Annotated in this window: 19 protein-coding genes; 14 read left to right on the top strand and 5 right to left on the bottom strand. The window is 62.7% G+C overall.

All coding sequences use genetic code 11. The features are described 5' to 3' along the window. Nucleotides 1–136: 136 nt before the first annotated feature. Genes N5P29_RS00165 through pknB form a run of 7 tightly spaced genes read left to right on the top strand, consistent with a single transcriptional unit; the run spans nucleotide 137 to nucleotide 9,714 of the window. Nucleotides 137–886 carry an FHA domain-containing protein gene (locus N5P29_RS00165; protein WP_262276705.1) on the top strand — a complete coding sequence of 250 codons (750 nt, stop codon included), beginning with the start codon at nucleotides 137–139 and terminating at the stop codon, nucleotides 884–886. After that, nucleotides 883–1,371: an FHA domain-containing protein FhaB/FipA gene (locus N5P29_RS00160; protein ID WP_262276704.1), complete on the top strand. Its 489-nt coding sequence runs from the start codon at nucleotides 883–885 to the stop codon at nucleotides 1,369–1,371. The genes N5P29_RS00165 and N5P29_RS00160 overlap by 4 nt, the downstream gene beginning before the upstream one ends. Before the next feature lie 3 nt (nucleotides 1,372–1,374). Continuing rightward, on the top strand, nucleotides 1,375–3,087 hold the full coding sequence (locus tag N5P29_RS00155) for a PP2C family protein-serine/threonine phosphatase (protein WP_262276703.1): 1,713 nt from the start codon (nucleotides 1,375–1,377) through the stop codon (nucleotides 3,085–3,087). Continuing rightward, complete coding sequence (locus N5P29_RS00150; RefSeq protein WP_262276702.1) at nucleotides 3,084–4,511, top strand: FtsW/RodA/SpoVE family cell cycle protein; 1,428 nt, start codon at nucleotides 3,084–3,086, stop codon at nucleotides 4,509–4,511. The genes N5P29_RS00155 and N5P29_RS00150 overlap by 4 nt, the downstream gene beginning before the upstream one ends. Continuing rightward, the gene (locus N5P29_RS00145) at nucleotides 4,508–5,965 is read left to right on the top strand and encodes a peptidoglycan D,D-transpeptidase FtsI family protein (RefSeq protein ID WP_262276701.1); all 1,458 of its coding nucleotides are present in this window, start codon (nucleotides 4,508–4,510) and stop codon (nucleotides 5,963–5,965) included. Before N5P29_RS00150 ends, N5P29_RS00145 begins: the two co-directional genes overlap by 4 nt. Then, nucleotides 5,962–7,806 (top strand): protein kinase domain-containing protein, encoded by a 1,845-nt coding sequence (locus tag N5P29_RS00140; RefSeq protein WP_262276700.1) that lies wholly within the window; start codon nucleotides 5,962–5,964, stop codon nucleotides 7,804–7,806. Before N5P29_RS00145 ends, N5P29_RS00140 begins: the two co-directional genes overlap by 4 nt. 6 nt (nucleotides 7,807–7,812) lie before the next feature. Continuing rightward, the gene (gene pknB, locus N5P29_RS00135) at nucleotides 7,813–9,714 is read left to right on the top strand and encodes a Stk1 family PASTA domain-containing Ser/Thr kinase (RefSeq protein ID WP_262276699.1); all 1,902 of its coding nucleotides are present in this window, start codon (nucleotides 7,813–7,815) and stop codon (nucleotides 9,712–9,714) included. Nucleotides 9,715–9,735: 21 nt separating this feature from the next. On the opposite strand, the gene N5P29_RS00130 is transcribed toward pknB, so the two are convergent. From N5P29_RS00130 to N5P29_RS00120, 3 genes are read right to left on the bottom strand one after another with little or no spacing between them, the layout of a single operon-like run. Further along, on the bottom strand, nucleotides 9,736–10,377 hold the full coding sequence (locus tag N5P29_RS00130) for an aminodeoxychorismate/anthranilate synthase component II (protein WP_262276698.1): 642 nt from the start codon (nucleotides 10,375–10,377) through the stop codon (nucleotides 9,736–9,738). Continuing rightward, nucleotides 10,374–10,544: a hypothetical protein gene (locus N5P29_RS00125; RefSeq protein ID WP_017199770.1), complete on the bottom strand. Its 171-nt coding sequence runs from the start codon at nucleotides 10,542–10,544 to the stop codon at nucleotides 10,374–10,376. The genes N5P29_RS00130 and N5P29_RS00125 overlap by 4 nt, the downstream gene beginning before the upstream one ends. Before the next feature lie 3 nt (nucleotides 10,545–10,547). Continuing rightward, nucleotides 10,548–11,375, bottom strand: coding sequence for a class E sortase (locus tag N5P29_RS00120; RefSeq protein ID WP_262278630.1), 828 nt, complete (start codon nucleotides 11,373–11,375; stop codon nucleotides 10,548–10,550). 157 nt (nucleotides 11,376–11,532) lie between these two features. Here N5P29_RS00120 and N5P29_RS00115 point away from each other — a divergent pair, with 157 nt between their 5' ends. The 7 genes from N5P29_RS00115 (at nucleotide 11,533) to N5P29_RS00085 (ending at nucleotide 16,222) form a co-directional block, all read left to right on the top strand. Further along, entirely contained in the window at nucleotides 11,533–11,787 is a 255-nt protein-coding gene (locus tag N5P29_RS00115; RefSeq protein WP_144660210.1) for a cell division protein CrgA, read from the top strand. Nucleotides 11,788–11,832: 45 nt separating this feature from the next. Continuing rightward, complete coding sequence (locus N5P29_RS00110; protein ID WP_262276697.1) at nucleotides 11,833–12,342, top strand: methylated-DNA--[protein]-cysteine S-methyltransferase; 510 nt, start codon at nucleotides 11,833–11,835, stop codon at nucleotides 12,340–12,342. Next, complete coding sequence (locus N5P29_RS00105; protein ID WP_262276696.1) at nucleotides 12,342–12,869, top strand: RNA polymerase sigma factor; 528 nt, start codon at nucleotides 12,342–12,344, stop codon at nucleotides 12,867–12,869. Before N5P29_RS00110 ends, N5P29_RS00105 begins: the two co-directional genes overlap by 1 nt. Then, nucleotides 12,866–13,495: a methylated-DNA--[protein]-cysteine S-methyltransferase gene (locus tag N5P29_RS00100; RefSeq protein WP_262276695.1), complete on the top strand. Its 630-nt coding sequence runs from the start codon at nucleotides 12,866–12,868 to the stop codon at nucleotides 13,493–13,495. The genes N5P29_RS00105 and N5P29_RS00100 overlap by 4 nt, the downstream gene beginning before the upstream one ends. Next, nucleotides 13,492–14,208 carry an alpha-ketoglutarate-dependent dioxygenase AlkB family protein gene (locus N5P29_RS00095; protein ID WP_262276694.1) on the top strand — a complete coding sequence of 239 codons (717 nt, stop codon included), beginning with the start codon at nucleotides 13,492–13,494 and terminating at the stop codon, nucleotides 14,206–14,208. The genes N5P29_RS00100 and N5P29_RS00095 overlap by 4 nt, the downstream gene beginning before the upstream one ends. A 31-nt stretch (nucleotides 14,209–14,239) precedes the next feature. Further along, nucleotides 14,240–14,839: a DNA-3-methyladenine glycosylase I gene (locus tag N5P29_RS00090; protein ID WP_262276693.1), complete on the top strand. Its 600-nt coding sequence runs from the start codon at nucleotides 14,240–14,242 to the stop codon at nucleotides 14,837–14,839. A gap of 762 nt (nucleotides 14,840–15,601) precedes the next feature. After that, entirely contained in the window at nucleotides 15,602–16,222 is a 621-nt protein-coding gene (locus N5P29_RS00085) for a GyrI-like domain-containing protein (protein WP_262276692.1), read from the top strand. A 27-nt stretch (nucleotides 16,223–16,249) separates the two neighbouring features. Here the strand turns inward: N5P29_RS00085 and N5P29_RS00080 are convergent, their stop codons facing one another. Both N5P29_RS00080 and N5P29_RS00075 read right to left on the bottom strand, forming a co-directional pair. Continuing rightward, nucleotides 16,250–17,104, bottom strand: a complete 855-nt coding sequence (locus tag N5P29_RS00080) for a rhomboid family intramembrane serine protease (protein WP_262276691.1) — start codon at nucleotides 17,102–17,104, stop codon at nucleotides 16,250–16,252. Between the two features lie 21 nt (nucleotides 17,105–17,125). Next, nucleotides 17,126–17,668, bottom strand: a complete 543-nt coding sequence (locus N5P29_RS00075; protein ID WP_018778468.1) for a peptidylprolyl isomerase — start codon at nucleotides 17,666–17,668, stop codon at nucleotides 17,126–17,128. Nucleotides 17,669–17,820: the final 152 nt, after the last annotated feature.

The raw sequence follows: 17,820 nt of genomic DNA, 5'->3' as shown, positions 1-17,820 counted from the left end.
ATTCCCAGTCAGTCCCAGTAGTATCGGGAAGTGGAAGGGCCGCTGGGCGCTCACTTTGGTGTGTGCACTGACGGACCAACGGCAGGAGTATCGGACCAGGCACAGCAGGTGCCGCGGCAAGGAAAGGAGAAGGAACATGGGTTTGCTGGACAAAGTCGAGCGCGGTATTGAAAAAGCCGTCCGCAACGTCTTCTCCACAGGGTCGCGGGCACGGGTTGAGCCGGTGGAGATCGCGAGCAAACTGAGGCGGGAACTGGACAACCAGTCCATCACTGTCTCCGCCGGGCGTACGCTCGCTCCCAATGTTTTCGATGTCCTGCTCAGCGATGAGGATTTCGCAAGGGCCCAGGAGTGGGGAACACCGCTCGCTGAGGAATTGTGCGACGTCGTCATCCAGCACGTCCGCAGCCAGGGCTACACGCTGCAGGGAGCTGTCAGGATCTCTTTCCGGCGTAATGACGAAGAACGGGCGGGGCATTTCGAAATTGCTTCCCGGACCGAGAAGTCGTCCGGCGACGCGGCTCCCGCCCCGCAGCCCCCGCAGGCGAACGTTCCCGCCGCCCCTGTCAGGCAGCCCACGCGCCTCCAACCGGTTTTGGACATCAACGGCCAGCGGTACTCGCTCAACGCCCACAGCGTGGTGCTTGGCCGCTCCTCGGAAGCTGACATTCTGGTGGATGACACCGGCGTTTCAAGGAAGCACCTTGAAGTGCGGACCGAACACGGCAGCACATGGGCCGTGGACCTCGGCTCCACGAATGGCAGCTATGTTAACGGACATAAGGTAAACGGCAGCGTGGAGCTTACAGACGGCTCAACCATCACGATGGGACGTACCAAGATTATTTTCCGCCTCCTCCCCCAGACCCCTGGTGGCAACGCGTGAACGATGTCAGCGAACTGACCATTACAGCGCTTCGCTTTGGGTTCCTCCTGCTGCTGTGGATTCTGATCTTCAGCATCGTGTCCACCATGCGCCGCGACTTCCAGATCGGACGCAAGGCCGTGACCGGAGTTCCCACGGCACGCGAAGTCCGCAAGCATCCCGAACTGGCCGCCTCACCGCAGCCCGCCATCCAGCATGCCCGCAAGCTGGTTGTCACTGAGGGTCCCCTCAAGGGCACCACGGTTCCCCTCGCCGCCAGCCCGATCCTGCTCGGCCGCGCACAGGAAGCCACCCTGGTCCTGGAGGACGACTACGCCTCCGGACGGCATGCGCGTTTGTTCCCGCAGGGCAGCCGGTGGTTCATCGAGGACCTTGGCTCAACCAACGGCACCTACCTCGCCGATCAGCAGCTCACGCGTGCTTTGCCGGTGGAGCTCGGTGTCCCCGTGAGAATCGGCAAGACGGTTATCGAATTGAGGCCATAGTCCATGGCCTCTCCCGAGACCCCCAAGGACAAGGAAAAGCCCACGGAGCGCCCGTTGATCATGCGCTACGCGGCGCGTTCCGACGTCGGCCGGATCCGCTCCAAGAATGATGACTCCGCTTACGTGGGTCGCCATCTGGCAGTGGTTGCCGACGGCATGGGTGGACATGCCGGCGGCGATGTCGCTTCCGCCTCGACAGTCCTGGATATGATCCACCTGGATCACGACGATTACCCCGACGGTGCCGACACGGTCCTGGCGGACGAGATCCAAACCGCCAACTCCCTCCTTTCCGAGCTGGTCCACCAGAATCCCAAGCTGTCCGGTATGGGTACTACGGTCACGGCCTTGCTCCTTGAGGACCGAAAGCTCCACTTCGCCCACATTGGCGACTCCCGCGCCTACCGCCTGCGCAACAAAAAATTCGAGCAGATCAGTGTCGACCACACCTTCGTCCAGCGACTCATTGACGAGGGCCGGCTACGTCCCGAAGAAGCGGAAACCCATCCCCACAAGAACGTCCTGATGCGCGTGCTCGGAGATGTTGACGCCAGCCCTGAGCTGGATCTGGACATTCTCGACGTCGAAGCCGGCGAACGCTGGCTGCTGTGCTCCGATGGCTTGAACTATGTAGCCGGACACGTCGTGGAGCGCGTCGTCCGCGAGACCAAGGACCTGCGCGAATGCGCGGAAATCCTCGTTGACCTGACGCTCGAGGCCGGCGCCCCGGACAACGTCACCGTTGTCATGCTGGAAATCGCCGAGGAAACGGTCGACGACGTCAACACGGCCGCCGTCGACGTCGTACCGGCCGCAGCGCTTGCTGCAGCCGATGAACCGGACGCTGTCACTGCCACCAAGTCCGCCGACGAGACGCCGTCGGATAAGGCCCCTGAAGCTTCAGCAGCAGTAAAAACAAAGCCCGGCGCAAAGGCGGATTCAGAATCGTCCTCCGTAGAGGCCGATCAGGCGAAGGACACGGAAAAGACGGAAGAATCGTCCGAAGATTCCGAATCTTCCGACGAACCACCCGCCACCACAGACCCCCATCTCGGCGAACACCTGTCTGCCGAAGTCCTGCGCGAGGAACTGGCCAGCCGTCCCCACGAACTGGTGGGCGCCGCCGCCACAGCGGCGGAAACCGGATCCATTCCCACCGTTGCCGGCCGCACTGTGGCACGCCGGGCCGCCACAGTCCTGACGCACAAAGCCGAGCAGGACCGCGCCGAGATCGATGAACCTCCCCGCCGCCGCAACCGCTGGCTGATGCCCGCCGTCGCAGCGTTTGTGGTCCTTGGCGTTGTGGTTGGCCTGTGGCTTGGCTACGCCTGGACCCAGACGCGCTACTACGTCGGCGAATACGACCAGCGTGTTGCCATCTTCAACGGAATCTCCCAGAGGTTGGGGCCGATCCAGCTGTCCCGGCTCGAAGCGGTTACCGATGTCAAGGTAGATTCACTGCCCGAGTACGGCCAGCAGAGCGTTCGCCAGACTGTACCTGCCGGTGACCTCCACGACGCCCAGCTGATTGTGGAGAACCTGAAGCAGTACGGCAGCGCCTCGGTGAACTGCCCCAGCACTTCGCCGTCCGGCACAGTCTCTCCCAAGCCATCAGCGACGCCGACGCCCACAGCCACAGTGCCAATACCAAGCACGGCGGCAGTTGCCAGCCCCACTCCTTCGCCCGTACCGACTCCCTGTGAGGGGGCAAAATGATCCAGACCGAAACCGCCCCCAAGCCCCGCCGGAACGTCGAGCTGCTGCTTATCGTGCTGGCCCTCGCCGTAGGGATCGGCGCCAGCGCCCTGGTCAGCCTCAATTCCGGGAAGGGTCTGGACAGCGACTTCTGGTTCCAGTCGAGCCTGCTCGCAGTTGCCGCTTTCGCGTTCCATGTGGTCCTCCGGCTCCGTGCGAAGTATGCCGACCCAGTAATACTTCCGATTGTCGTCGCCCTGAACGGTCTCGGACTGGCGTTGATACACCGCATGGACGGACCGGGAGACGATACCGGCAATAACCAGCTCCGCTGGACGCTCATTGCCATGGCGGTGTCCATCGCTGTGATCTGGTTCCTAAAGGACCACCGCATTCTGCGTCGTTTTACCTATATCTCGCTCGCAGTCAGTGCGCTGCTGCTGGTTCTGCCCCTGGTGCCGGGCATCTCCGCCGGCGAGGTGCTGGGCGCAAGTGTATGGATCCGCATCGGGCCTATGACTTTCCAGCCGGGTGAAATCGCCAAGATCACCCTGGCCATATTCTTCGCCGGTTATCTTTCGTCCAACCGGGACCTCATCCTCCTGGCAGGCCGCAAGATCGGGCCCATGCAGTTCCCGCGTTTCAAGGATCTGGGACCGATGATCACCGCATGGCTGGTGAGCATCGGAGTCCTGGTCTTCCAGCGCGACCTGGGCTCCTCGGTCCTCTTCTTCGGCCTTTTCATCGTGATGATCTACGTGGCCACCAGCCGCATCTCCTGGGTGGTCATTGGCCTCGCGTTGATCCTCGGTGGCGGATTCATCGCGTCGAAAATCTTCTCCCACGTTGCCTTCAGGATCGACAGCTGGCTCAACGCCTTCACCCCCGAGGTTTTCGGCAGGTCCCCCGGCGGCAGCGGGCAGATCGTCCAAGGTTTGTTCGGCATGGCAGATGGCGGACTGGTGGGAACCGGGCTTGGCCAAGGCCGGCCGGACCTTGTTCCGTTCGCAAACAGCGACATGATCGTGGCCCTCATTGGCGAGGAACTGGGCCTGATCGGCCTTTTCGCCGTGGTCATGCTTTATCTGCTGCTCTTCACCCGGGGTTTCCGTGCAGCCTTGGGAACGCGCGATGCCTTCGGAAAGCTCCTGGCTTGTGGCTTGTCGTTCGCGATTGCCCTCCAATGCTTCGTGGTCATCGGCGGCGTCACCCGGCTCATTCCATTGACCGGCCTGACCACCCCGTTCCTGGCCGCCGGAGGTTCATCGCTGCTGGCCAACTGGATCATCGTGGGGTTGCTGCTCATGATCTCCAACACGGCCCGCGGGCCCGTGGACACCACTCCCATGGTTAACAAGTCCCCGACCACCAGTTCCCACGGAACAGTCAAAGCGTCAACAGGACAGACCCCAAGCGCACCAACCGAGGCGGTGAAACATCAATGAACCAGGCTATTCGCAGCTCCTGGATGGCCGCTGTCGCGATGTTCGCATTGATCTTCGGCGCCATCAGCTATGTCCAGGTCATTGGGGCGGATGACCTCAACGCCAACCCGTGGAACCAGCGCGCCATCCTGGCCACCTTCTGCAACGAGCGCGGTGCGATCATCGTGGGCGGTAAACCGGTAGCGGAGTCCGTACCGGGAACGGAATCCTGCGCGTTCCAGCGCTCTTACCCGCAGCCTGAGCTTTACGCGGGCGTCACCGGCTTCTTCTCAAGGGGCTTTGGATCCACCGGCCTGGAGCAGTCCATGGGCGAGACGCTGGCGGGCAACTCGGACCAGTTGTTCCTTGACCGCATCAGTCAGATGTTCCTGGGCAAGGAACCCAAGGGCGCCTCCGTTGAGCTGACCTTGGATCCTGCCATCCAAAAGCTTGCCTACGACCTCATTCCTGACGGTCAGCGCGGCTCAATCGTCGTCACCAACCCGAAGACCGGGGCCATCCTTGCCATGGTCTCCAAGCCTTCGTACGACCCCAACCTGATTGCCACCCATGACACCGCCGCTGCGGAGGCGAACATGGCCAAGCTGAACCAGGTCCCGGGCATCAACCTGAACCAGAACGTCAGCGGTCCCACGGGAAACCTGCTCTCGCCCGGCTCTGTCTTCAAACTCATTGACACCGCAGCTGCCCTGAACTCCGGCAAGTACAACAAGGACAGCGAGCTGCCGAACCCCAGCAGCCTCCCGCTTCCGGGTTCGAATGCCAGCCTCCCCAACTATGCCGGCGGTAACTGCAACGTCCGGGAGACGGCGTCGTTCGCTTTTGCTTTGGAGCAGTCCTGCAACACGCCGTTCGCGAGCATCGCGCTGGATCTTGGCCAGGATGCGATCCGCCAGCAGGCCGAGAAGTTCGGCTTCGGCGAGACTTTCGGTGACCAGCTCAAGCTCCAGCAGGCCAAGAGTGTCTTCCCCAAGGACCTTGACCAGGCCCAGCTCGCCCAGTCGTCGGTGGGTCAGCGCGACGTCAAAGCCACGCCGCTGCAGATCAACATGATGACGGCCGCCATCGCCAACGGTGGTGTGCAGATGAAGCCGAACCTCGTTCAGACGGTTCGCGCCCCTGACCTCCGGGTCATCAGCGAAACCAAGCCTGAACAACTGCGGACCAGCACCACCCAGCCGATTGCCAGCCAGATCACCGAGTGGATGACCAGTGCCGTGGACAACGGCATCGCCAAGGGCGCAGCCGTTCCCGGCATCAAGGTGGCCGGAAAGACCGGCACGGCCGAACTCGGGGATTCCGGTGTGAACAACTCTTGGTTTACCGGGTTCGCCCCGGCAAACGACCCGCAAGTAGCCGTCACCATCGTCATGGAGGGTGTGGACGTGCTCAGCGGTGCCCAGCTAACCAGTCCGAACGCGAAGAAGATTTTTGAGGCGGTGTTGAATAAGTGAGGCCTACTTCGGGAATCACACTCGGCGGCAGGTTCCAGCTGACCAGTCGCATTGCGATTGGCGGCATGGGCGAGGTCTGGAAGGCAAAGGACCAGATCCTTGGCCGTATTGTGGCCATCAAGGTGCTCAAGGAGGAATACACGGGGGATCCCGGCTTCCTGCAGCGCTTCCGCGCCGAGGCGCGCCACACAGCCCTCCTGAACCACGTGGGCATCGCCAACGTCTTCGATTACGGTGAGGAAGCCGGTTCGGCCTACCTCGTGATGGAGCTCGTCCCGGGACACCCGCTGAGCGGCATCCTGGAGCGTGAGCAGGTGCTGTCCCCGGACATGACGCTCTCCATCATCGCCCAGACCGCCCGCGCCCTCGCCGTCGCCCATGCGCAGGGCTTGGTGCACCGCGACATCAAGCCCGGCAACCTTCTGATCACTCCGGACAACCGGGTCAAGGTCACTGACTTCGGCATCGCCCGCCTGGCGGACCAGGTTCCGCTGACCCAGACCGGCCAGGTCATGGGCACCGCCCAGTATTTGGCGCCGGAGCAGGCCACGGGCCAGACCGCTACGGGTTCTTCGGACATCTACTCGCTGGGCGTCATCGGCTACGAGTGCCTGACAGGCCACCGTCCGTTCTCCGGCGAATCCCAGATCGCCATCGCCCTGGCGCAGGTCAACGACGCTCCGCCGCCCCTTCCTGACACGCTGCCGGTCCCAGTACGCGCGCTTTTGATGTCCATGCTGGCCAAGGACCCCAAGAACCGGCCGGCCAACGCCATCAAACTCGCCGAGGCAGCAGAAGCGATCCGCAACGGCGACATCGCCACGGCACATGCCGCCGTACCCGGAATGCTGTTGTTCGAAAGCGCCACCGGCCCCATCACGGCGCCGGTCAACACCGCAACGGCACCCACCGGCGTCGTGGCTTCGCCTTACGGCAAGGAGCAGTCGTCGACGGCGACCTCCGCACTTCCGGTGTTGGGCGCCGGCGCAGCCGGAGCTGCTGTGGGAGCCGCTGCGGCTTCCGCTGACAACCCGCTGACCCGTGCCAACGCCCTCGAGGCGGAACGGCAGCTGAATGACGATGAAGAGGTCATCTACAGCGACGACGAGCGCTTCGACGATCCGGAACCGGAGCGCAAAAAGCGCAGCCCGTGGACGTGGCCACTTGTCGCGCTGATTCTCCTGGTGTTGTTCGCGCTGATTGGTTTCCTGATCTCGCAGTCCGGCTTCTTCTCGCCGAGCCCGTCGCCCAGCCAGTCGACGTCGGCCAGCACCAGCCGGTCGCCCAGCCCCACGTCGTCGTCGGCCACCCCGTCGCCATCGCCTACGCAGACTTCGGAAAAGCCGACGCCTACCCAGTCAACTCCGCAGAAGGTCAACATCATCCCGGAACAGTACCTTGGGCAGCCCTTTGATTCCGTACGAACGGCCCTCGGCAACCTTGGCCTGGGCGTAGACGGCCAACAGGTCTTCAACCAGGCAGCTCCCGGCACCGTCGTCGATCTCAACCCCACCGGCCTTGTTGACCCGGGCACCACCATCGCAGTGACCTACTCCAAGGGCCCTGAGATGGTTGCAGTACCCAGCATCGGCGTCGGACTTCCCGAGAGCCAGGTACAGAGTGCCCTGCAGGGCGCGGGCCTGAAGTACGTCAAGGGTGAGGACGTCAACGGTTCCATCAGCCAGCAGCCCGGCACGTTCGTTCGTTCGTCGCCGGCCGCAGGCACCGAGGTTCCGGCAGGTTCCACTGTGACCTACTATCTGTCCAAGGAGCTCATCCCAACCAATCCCGGTTCCTCACCAGCCAACCCTTCCAGCTCCGCGTCTCCAACAGGCCGCTAAACCGCCATGTCCACGCCCCGTCCCGGCCCCGCGCATCGAGAGGAGAGCACACCTGTGTCTTCACAGCGCATCCTCAATGAACGCTACGAACTCGGTGAGTTGATCGGTCGTGGCGGCATGGCCGACGTCTACAAGGGAACAGATACCCTTCTGGGACGGACCATCGCCGTCAAGGTACTGCGAGCGGACCTCGCCCGGGATCCCCAGTTCCAGGCCCGGTTCAAGCGCGAAGCCCAGGCTGTCGCGGCGCTCAACCACCCCTCCATCGTGGCCATCTTTGATACGGGAGAGTATTCCGTTCCGGGCGGCCCCGGGGAAGACGTGCGTGTTCCGTACATCGTTATGGAGTTCGTTTCGGGCCGCACGCTCAGGGACATGATCAAGGCGAAGGAACTGGGTGTCGAGGACTCCATCGGCTACACGCTGGGTGTCCTGGCCGCATTGGAGTACAGCCACCGGGCCGGGATTGTGCACCGGGACATCAAGCCGGCCAACGTCATGGTGTGCGCAGACACCGGCGAGGTGAAAGTCATGGACTTCGGCATCGCCCGGGCCATGGCCGATTCCGCAGCCACGATGACTCAAACCCAGGCTGTTGTTGGAACCGCGCAGTACCTCTCGCCGGAGCAGGCCAGGGGCGAAACCGTGGACGCCCGCAGCGACCTCTACTCCGCTGGCTGCCTCCTTTATGAGCTCCTGACCAGCAGGCCCCCTTTTGTGGGCGACAGCCCCGTGTCCGTGGCCTACCAGCACGTCCGCGAAACCCCGGACCTTGCGAGTGCACACAACCCGGATGTCACTGAGGCCCTGGATTCGGTGCTGGTCAAGGCGCTGCAGAAGAGCCGAACGGACCGCTTCCAGGATGCGGCCGCGTTCCGTCGAGCCCTCCGCGCCGCGAGCAACGGCATCCCGGTGCCAGCCGTCGCGGCCAGCGAAGCCCCCACCGATCCAAACGACCTTGTGGAAGACGATAACCCCTCCACGCAGCTCCTTAGTGCCACGGCCGTGGGTTTGCTGGATGTGGACCAATTCAAGGACGAGCCCCTCGAACCGGCACAGGAGGAATCCCTTCCCCTGGGCCTCCCACCGGAACGTGAGCGGCCCGCACACCAGAGGTCCCGCCGTCGTGCCTGGATCGCCACCCTGGTGATCTTCACGATCCTGGTGCTGGCCGGCGGCGGTTTCTGGCTCTACAACCTCATGAACGCCAAGCCCGCCGAGCCTGCCAAGATCGAGGTGCCGGTGGTCGCGAATATGACCGAATCCCAGGCGATCCAGAAGCTGTATTCACTGAAGCTCGTGCCGAAGTCCGTACGCGAGCCCAGCAATACTGTCGCCAAGGACACGGCAATCGACACCACGCCAGCTGCCGGTTCATTGGTGACCCAGGACGGCGAGGTGATCCTCAGGGTCTCCAGCGGTCCCAGCTCGGTGACCATACCTGCGGACATCGTGGGGCGTACAGAAGCCAATGCCACAGACGCCCTCCGGGGGCTGGGCATCACGGGCACCATCAAGAGTGTCCGGACGCACAGCGCCACCGTCCCCATGGGCCAGGTCATCGGCACAGCCCCGGCACCGGGCGCCCCGATTGCCACCACCTCCACGGTGGAGCTGCAGATCTCCTCCGGCAAGGTACTGATGCCCCAGCTCATCGGGCTGCCCCTGGCCGAGGCCGAGGCGGCGCTGAAGGCCAACGGCTTGATGATGCAAGTGGTGGAGCAGGAGAACTCGCAAGTCGAACCGGGTAAGGTCACGGCACAGAGCGAGGTATTCAACACCGAGGTGGATCAGGGCAAGTTGGTCACCGTTACGGTTGCCAAGGCTCCCGCACCGCCGCCAACACCGACGCCAACCCCCACACCGACGGACACCCCTGCACCCAAGCCCACGCCGACCAAGAAATAGCGCGTGGGCCGGGGCGGGCGGCTACTGCTTGATCAGCGGGCTCAGCTGCGCGGCACGCTCGGCCGCGCCGGTCATGCCGAGGGATTCCAGCCAGTTGCCCAGCATCTGGTAGCCGCCTTCGGTGAGCACTGACTCCGGGTGGAACTGGACGCCGCAGAGGGGAGCGGTTTTGTGCTGGAGGCCCATCACTACGCCGTTCGTGGTCTCCGCGGTGACCTCCAGGATGTCAGGAATGGAGTCGCGAACGGCTGCGAGGGAGTGGTATCGCGTCGCCGTGACGGGCGAGGGGAGGCCGGCAAAGACGCTCTTGCCTTCGTGCCGCACAGGGGAGGTCTTGCCGTGCATCAGCTCAGGCGCGTGGGTCACCACTCCGCCGTAGGCTTCGGCGAGGGCCTGGTGTCCCAGGCAGACGCCGAACATGGGCTTCGAGGCTTCACCGCACCATTTGATGAGCTCGATGCAGACGCCGGCTTCGGCTGGGGTTCCTGGTCCCGGGGACACGAGGACGCCGTCGCGGGTTGCGGCCAGTTCCGTGGCCTCGGCAAGCGTGACGTCGTCATTCCGGACGACCGTTGTTTCCGCGCCCAGTTCCTGGAGGTAGCCCACCAGGGTGTAGACGAAGCTGTCGTAGTTATCTACTACCAGAATCTTTGTTGTGCTCATGGTTGCTGCACTAAACCAATCGTTGAGTCAGTCAAGGTGGTGAATTGGGAAAACCAGGGGAACAGGAACTCGACCATCAGTACCAGGGCTACTCCCACCAGTACCAGGGAAGTGAGGATCCGCACCCACAGCGGGCCGGGCAAGTTCCGGAAGATCCATGCGTACATCTGCTACCCCTTTCCGTGGGCACGGGCTACTTGGGCGGCAATTTCCGACGGCGGACCTGCTGAGGCAGGTTGCCAACTCTCCAGCAGGGAGTAGGCAATGATGCGTTCCTGGGCACCGAACCTGGGGTTGCAACTGGTCATCGTGAGGAAGCTTTCCGTAGGAGTGGCACCCGGTTGGGTGGGCACGGGCAACAGGACGTCGGTGCGGTCGGGCAGAACGATCTGGTTGTTGCGGAAAACGTAGGTGTAGTAACCGTCGGCAGTTTGGACGTAGATCTTGTCGCCGGGAACCAGCGTATGGATGTTGTCCAGGACGGCGCCGTGGGTTTGCCTGTGGCCGGCCACCGCAAAGTTGCCCGGCGCCCCGGGCATGCTGGTGCTTCCGTAGTGTCCCAGCCCCAAGGTATCCAGGACGTCCGAGCTCGTGCCTTCGATGATGGGGCGCGTGTAATCCGGGCCAAAACGCGGGATATACATAATGCCGATGGTTCCGCCGTGGCCCGGAGCCTTGCCGACGACGGGTGTTCCGTAGTCCACCGGGCCCGTGGGTGCTGCGGGGGCCACCGGTCCAGTGAATTCCTGGGCGAAGCTCTTGACGGCCTCGGTCTGCTTGGCGTCGGCTTCCACGTTGGTCCACCACAATTCCCAGGCCACGAAGAGGAGCAGGACAATGCCCGCCGTGATGAGCAGCTCACCCAGGATCTGGCTGATCTTTCGGATGACATTTGAGGCGCCGCGCTTGTTGCGGGGGCGCAATTCCTCCCCTTGGCTCGCGGACGGCACGGCAGATGCCGCCGTCGTCTGCTGGTGCGCCACAGGGTCTCCTCTTATAGGGCGCGGGCGTCACTGGCGTATCCCGAGTTGCGGCTAGACTTGACAGCTAGAACCAACCCGGAACGCCGTGTGGCCGTTAACCGCTGGAAATTTCCTTCCTGCAGGATATCAAGGCCAGCGCGACGGGTATCAACCGAGCAGTCCAGGAGGATCCGTGCCCGAGTCCAAGCCCCGCAAGCGGCCTGCCCGCCAGACCCAGCAGACCTCGGCCACACAGCAATACAAGCCCAACCCGGTTTGGTACAAGGCCGTCATGTTCGGCCTCATGATCCTCGGCCTCCTCTGGATCATCACCTTCTACATCACGGAGGGCCAATTCCCGGTCCGCGACTGGGCTTCCTGGAACATCGTTGCGGGCTTCGGCATCGCGATTGTTGGGTTCCTCATGACCACCCGCTGGCGCTCCTAGGAATTCCGGACCTCACATTCCGGTTTCCGCTGGCGTCTACAGGATATGAGCAACCGGCACACCACGTTGGATTCCCCGCTGGGGCAGTTGACGCTGACCGCCCGCAGGGAGTTTTTGACGGGCATTTTCTACGAAGGGCACTGGCATATGCCCGCGCCCGACTATTTCGGGGAACCGGTCTCCGTTGAGGACCCGGTCTTCGCCCATGCCTGGAGCGAGTTGTCCGAGTACCTGGACGGGCAACGCACCGAATTCAGCGTTCCCTTTGAGGCGCGAGGCAACCCCTTCCAAGAGAAGGTCTGGGCCCGCCTTCAACACATTCCCTTTGGGGAAACCGTCAGCTATGGGGAACTCGCCGCAGAGTTGGGGGACCCCAACCTTGCCCAGGCAGTCGGTTCCGCCGTCGGACGCAATCCCATCAGCATCATCATCCCCTGCCACCGCGTGGTGGGCCGGAAGGGCCAGCTCACAGGATATGCGGGCGGGCTTCGGAACAAGCGCTTCCTCCTGGAGCTCGAAGAACCGGACTCCGTGAGAGAGGGCAAGCTCTTCTGATGGAGAACGGACAGGCCAGCAAGAAACCCTTCGAGGCAGTAGTGCAGGAACGCGGTGCAACCGTGCTTCGGGTGTGCCGCGCGCTCCTGGGTGTCCACGACGCCGACGACGCGTGGTCGGACACCTTCCTTGCAGCGCTCCAGGCCTATCCGGATTTGCCCGTGGATGCCAACGTCGAAGCCTGGCTGGTCACCATCGCCCACCGGAAGTGCATTGACCACCTCCGTGCCGGAGCCCGGCGCGCCCTGCCTGTGGACCATCCGCCCGAACAGCCGACCCGCCTGGGCCTGCCGGGCGACACGGACACCGAACTTCTCGACGCCGTCGCCAAACTGCCTGCCAAGCAGCGCCAGGCAGTGGCCTACCACTACCTCGCCGGCCTCCCTTACAAGGAGATCGGCGTTCTCCTGGGCAGTTCACCGGAAGCGGCGCGCCGTGCAGGCGCCGATGGCGTGAAAGCACTCCGCGCAGTTATCCAATCTCCTGCTTCGCTGGTCCATTCATCGTCGAAAGGTGAAGTCCAATGACCCTCGAACCCAGCCTTGCGCATGACGAGGTGGTTTCCCTCTTGGAGCCCCTGGATGTTGGGCTCCAGCCCGCCCTGGCCAACCTCCACGCCCGGCTTGCCCGCGACGCCCAACTGACCCACGCCATGGACATCGCATACCGCACGATCGATTCGCCCGTAGGGAAGCTCCTGCTCGCGGCCACGGACCGGGGAATCATCCGGGTCGCCTTTGAATTGGAGAACCACGACTCGGTTTTGCAGCTGCTGGCCGACACTGTCAGCCCGCGTATCCTGGAAGCCCCCACCCGCTTGGACGACGCCGCAAGGGAACTCGAAGAGTACTTCGCGGGCCGGCGCCGGGATTTCGACCTCCTCCTCGATTTCCGGTTGTCCCGCGGCTTCCGGCTCAACGTCCTCCGCCACCTGCCCAGGATTCCCTACGGCAACACTGCGAGTTATGCACAGGTGGCACAGGCTGCCGGCAGCCCCAACGCGGTCCGCGCTGTGGGGACCGCTTGCGCCACCAATCCGCTGCCCGTGATCGTGCCGTGCCACCGGGTGGTCAAGTCCGATGGCAGTTTCGGCGGCTACCTCGGTGGACCGGACGCCAAGCGGGCGCTGCTCACGCTGGAGGCAGCGGCGTGAGTGACGACGCCCTTTTTCCGCGTGAGCTGGTTCAGTCGGAAACGCACGACGCCGGTCCTCGCCTGGTGCGGCCCGGCGCGGTTCACGTCCCGGGTTGGCTGACTTTGGAGCAGCAGCGCTGGATAGTAGCCCGTTTCGGTGAATGGTCCCAGGGACCTGTTCCGCTGCGGGCTGCCACGCTTCCCGGCGGCCACCGAATGTCAGTACGCACCGTTTGCCTCGGCTGGCATTGGCAGCCGTACCGTTACTCGCGGACAGCTACGGACGTCAACGGGCAAGCTGTCCTCGATTTTCCGGACTGGATGGTCCGTCTGGGGAAAAAGGCGGTCTCCGCTGCCTACTCGCGGGAGGTGGGCGTTGACGAGTCATTGCTGGGCCTCTCCGAGGATTACGCCCCGGACGCTGCTCTGGTGAACTACTACGCCGATGGGGCTGCCATGGGCATGCACCAGGACAAAGACGAGCATTCCGACGCTCCTGTGGTCTCCATCAGCATTGGTGAGTCGTGCATTTTCCGGTTCGGCAACACCCAGACCCGCACAAAACCGTACGAGGACGTGGAACTTCGCTCGGGGGACCTTTTCGTCTTTGGCGGTCCTTCCCGGTTTGCCTACCACGGCATCCCCAAGATGCTCCCGGGCTCTGCTCCTGATGGCTGCGGATTGGACCACGGCCGGATCAACATCACCATGCGCGTCACGGGATTGACCTAGGTAACCCCGCGTTGCTTTGAGAGGAGCTTGCATGACCCCGGATAACGGCAGCATCATCGGACCCGACGGCCTGGCACGCCCGGCGTGGGCCGCATCGGATCCATTGATGCAGGCCTACTACGATCACGAGTGGGGCATGCCTGTAAGGGACGAGCAGGGCATGTACGAACGCATCTCCCTGGAGGCTTTCCAGGCAGGCCTTTCGTGGGCCACCATCCTGCGCAAGCGCGAGGCGTTCAGGAAGGCGTTCCTGGACTTCCATCCGGAGAGTGTCGCTGCGTTCACCGAATCCGATGTGGAGCGTCTGATGCTCGACGCAGGAATCGTCCGCAATCGCTTGAAGATCCACGCCGCGATCACCAACGCGAAGGCAACCATCGCCCTCCGGCAGGACGGCGGACTCGTGGACTTCGTGTGGTCCTTCCAACCTGACAGCACGCCCGCTCCGCGCAGCTTGTCGGAGATCCCCACAACATCCCCGGAATCCATCGCTCTTTCCAAAGCCCTGAGGAAGAAGGGCTTTGCTTTCGTCGGGCCCACCACCATGTATGCCTTGATGGAAGCGGTCGGCATCATCGACACCCATCTGGTGGACAGTCACCGCCGAGGGACCTCAGGGGTGTGGACCTAGGCGAAAGGCCGTTCGGGTGTTCAAACACCCTTGGCCCGGATTTCTTGTCCACAGAAGTGCGTAACGTTATCCACAAGCGGGGATAACTTCTGTGGACATCCACGTACTTCCCCCCAGGAACCCCGGAATGCCGCCCATCCAGGCCATCTGAATGCCTTGGGGACAGTTATACCCACTGTGCACGACTCTGTGGATAGTGGCCGAAGTTTCACCGAAAGTTCAACGCGGCCGGATTGCCAGGTTCGCTTAAACGCAGATTCCAGGCCCCTGCGCCCATCCAGTTGCCATTGTTCGGATCTTGGCGCTTCCACGCGGCCAACCACCGCTTACCCACATAACAACACCTGGCTTCCCACAAGTTATCCACAGATGGGGAAAACTTGTGAGTTTATGCCCGAGAAGCCCCGTCATGCCGGGGTTTGCTGGCTCGTCCGGCCCCTGAACTACACGGATGTAAGTTATTAACAGTGTTGATAACCCTGTTGATAGACCCCTCACCCCGGGGGAATTAACAGCCTTGTCCACAGGGCTCTCAAATCCTCCCTTTTTGTCCACAAAAGGGGGATAGGTGGGGACATAGTTATCCACAGGTGTGGAGAAATCCATGCCAATCGGGGGATATCTGCCCCTGGAACGGCCCCCACTGGAGGGTTAAGCCCTTAACTACATGCATGTAAGTTACTCACAGTGTGGATAACGCCTGTGGATAACACGAGCCTCCAGCTCAGGCGGGGCCGGTACCGGCAGGCTTACGGTTGTCCCATGAAGAGCCACTTCAAGAAACTGATCCCCAGCTACAGTGCAACCAAGGGCGCTTTCTCCCTCGTATCAGTCCCACCCCTCCAGTACTTGAAGATCGACGGCTCCGGGGACCCAAATACTGCTGCGTCGTACAAGGACGCCTTGTCCACGATGTACCCCGTGGCGTACAAGCTGAAGTTCTTCAGCAAAGGGGAGCTGGGGCAGGACTATGGCGTGATGCCGCTGGAGGCGCTCTGGTGGGCCGATGACATGGACGCCTTCACCAGCGCCAGGGATAAGTCGCTCTGGGAATGGACCCTGATGAACATGGTCCCGGATTGGATCACGCAGGAGCACTTTGATGCAGCGTGCAGCCAGGTGGCAAAGAAAGGGGCGGCTCCCGCGCTGGAGCGGCTCCGCTTGGAACGGCTGGAGGAGGGGTTGAGCGTACAGACGCTCCACGTTGGTCCCTACGATGATGAAGGGCCGGTGCTTGAAGAGATGCACCACCGGTTCATACCGCAGCACTCATTGAGGATGACGGGAAAGCACCACGAAATCTATCTCGGGGATCCCAGGCGGACCGCGCCGGAGAAACTCAGGACCATCCTGCGGCAACCCGTCGCGCCCACAGCGGAGTGACCCATAGGGAAGGAACCCCAGGCAGGGTTAGCCGGCGGTAACGCGGAACCAAGTCAGGACTGCCAACAAGCCCACAACCAGCACCAACCCGCCGGTTTGGAGGAGAGCCTGGTTCTTTCCGCGGGGTGCGTAGGCGATGGCAGCAGCGGCGAGGCCACCGGTAATCAATCCGCCCAGGTGGGCCTGCCAGGCGATGTTGGGGATAAAGAAACCGATGACGCCATTGATGGCGATCAAAACCCACAGTTGCTTGGTCTCGCCGCCCCTGTGGCGTTGGACCACGAGCATGGCGCCGAACAGGCCGAAAATCGCCCCGGATGCGCCCACCACGCCGGAGACTGGGTAATCGGGAGTCAGCAGGAGATAGCCGACAGAACCTCCGATAGCGGAGATCACGTACACCGCCAGGAAACGAATCCGCCCGAGCAACGGTTCAAGCGCTTGGCCGAAAATCCACAACGTGTACATGTTCAGGACGATGTGGAGAAGGAAGCCTTGGGAGTGCAGGAACGCCGCAGTGAGCATGCGCCACGGTTCCGTGGCGGCAAAGACGTTGGCAAACGCAAAGTCCTGGAAGATGAGGTCGCCGGGCACAATCCACTGAAGGATGTACACCAGGACGCAGAGACCGATGATCGTGAATGTCGCCAAAGGACGGCCCACGGCCAGGGCGCCGCCGTACGGGGACCGGTAGGCCGGCGTCGTACGTTTTTGTTCGTTGACGCAGTCAACGCATTGGAACCCGACGGCGGCCGTCCGCTGGCAGTCGGGGCACGCGGGGCGCCCGCAGCGCTGGCACCGCACGTAGGAGGGCCTGTCCGGGTGCCGGGGGCACACCGGAATATCAGCGGACGGCTCTGCCGACGGGATTCCGTAACTCATTGATTCAGCTTCAGAGAGCGATTAGAGCTGTTCGATGTCGATGCTGTTGATGACGACGTCTTCGACAGGGCGGTCGCCCATGCCGGTGCGGACGGCCTCGATGGCGTCAACGACCTTGCGGGATTCCTCATCCGTGACCTCGCCGAAGATGCTGTGCTTGCCGAACAGCCAGTCGGTGTTGACCGTGGTGATGAAGAACTGTGACCCGTTGGTGCCCTTGCCCATCTGGATTCCGGCGTTCGCCATGGCCAGCTTGTAGGGAGCGTTGAAAGTCAGCTCCGGGTGGATTTCGTCGTCGAACTGGTAACCGGGGCCACCAACGCCGCGGCCCAGGGGATCGCCGCCCTGGATCATGAAGTCCTTGATGATCCGGTGGAAGATGGTGCCGTTGTACAGGGGAGTTCCGGTCTTGTCCTCGCCCGTTTCCGGGTGGTTCCAGGACTTCTCGCCCGTAGCAAGGCCGATGAAGTTTGCCACGGTCTTGGGCGCGTGGTTGCCGAAGAGGTCAACCTTGATATCGCCGAGGGTAGTGTGGATCGTTGCTTTTGCGGTTGCAATGGTCATAGGCCCATTCTTCCATGCAGGGTCAACGCCATGGCAGTTGTAAAGCCGGTTCCGCGCTCGGTGAAATCCGGGTCGAATCGGGCAGATGAATAGCCGGTGTTCCCCAAGCGACGTAGGCTAGCAACAAACGAGCACGTGTATCGGGAGGTAGT

The organism is Paenarthrobacter sp. JL.01a (assembly GCF_025452095.1).
Lineage (GTDB): Bacteria > Actinomycetota > Actinomycetes > Actinomycetales > Micrococcaceae > Arthrobacter.
The sequence above is the reverse complement of the archived record's forward strand: the minus strand, read 5'-3'. Positions and strand labels throughout refer to the sequence as shown.

Excerpts from the sequence above, each read along its gene's own strand:
- N5P29_RS00125 (WP_017199770.1), bottom strand. The coding sequence starts at position 10,544 with ATGTACGCATGGATCTTCCGGAACTTGCCCGGCCCGCTGTGGGTGCGG.
- N5P29_RS00100 (WP_262276695.1), top strand. The coding sequence starts at position 12,866 with ATGACCCTCGAACCCAGCCTTGCGCATGACGAGGTGGTTTCCCTCTTG.
- pknB (WP_262276699.1), top strand. The coding sequence starts at position 7,813 with ATGTCCACGCCCCGTCCCGGCCCCGCGCATCGAGAGGAGAGCACACCT.
- N5P29_RS00085 (WP_262276692.1), top strand. The coding sequence starts at position 15,602 with ATGAAGAGCCACTTCAAGAAACTGATCCCCAGCTACAGTGCAACCAAG.
- N5P29_RS00130 (WP_262276698.1), bottom strand. The coding sequence starts at position 10,377 with ATGAGCACAACAAAGATTCTGGTAGTAGATAACTACGACAGCTTCGTC.
- N5P29_RS00150 (WP_262276702.1), top strand. The coding sequence starts at position 3,084 with ATGATCCAGACCGAAACCGCCCCCAAGCCCCGCCGGAACGTCGAGCTG.
- N5P29_RS00145 (WP_262276701.1), top strand. The coding sequence starts at position 4,508 with ATGAACCAGGCTATTCGCAGCTCCTGGATGGCCGCTGTCGCGATGTTC.
- N5P29_RS00090 (WP_262276693.1), top strand. The coding sequence starts at position 14,240 with ATGACCCCGGATAACGGCAGCATCATCGGACCCGACGGCCTGGCACGC.
- N5P29_RS00165 (WP_262276705.1), top strand. The coding sequence starts at position 137 with ATGGGTTTGCTGGACAAAGTCGAGCGCGGTATTGAAAAAGCCGTCCGC.
- N5P29_RS00075 (WP_018778468.1), bottom strand. The coding sequence starts at position 17,668 with ATGACCATTGCAACCGCAAAAGCAACGATCCACACTACCCTCGGCGAT.
- N5P29_RS00155 (WP_262276703.1), top strand. The coding sequence starts at position 1,375 with ATGGCCTCTCCCGAGACCCCCAAGGACAAGGAAAAGCCCACGGAGCGC.
- N5P29_RS00110 (WP_262276697.1), top strand. The coding sequence starts at position 11,833 with ATGAGCAACCGGCACACCACGTTGGATTCCCCGCTGGGGCAGTTGACG.
- N5P29_RS00105 (WP_262276696.1), top strand. The coding sequence starts at position 12,342 with ATGGAGAACGGACAGGCCAGCAAGAAACCCTTCGAGGCAGTAGTGCAG.
- N5P29_RS00080 (WP_262276691.1), bottom strand. The coding sequence starts at position 17,104 with ATGAGTTACGGAATCCCGTCGGCAGAGCCGTCCGCTGATATTCCGGTG.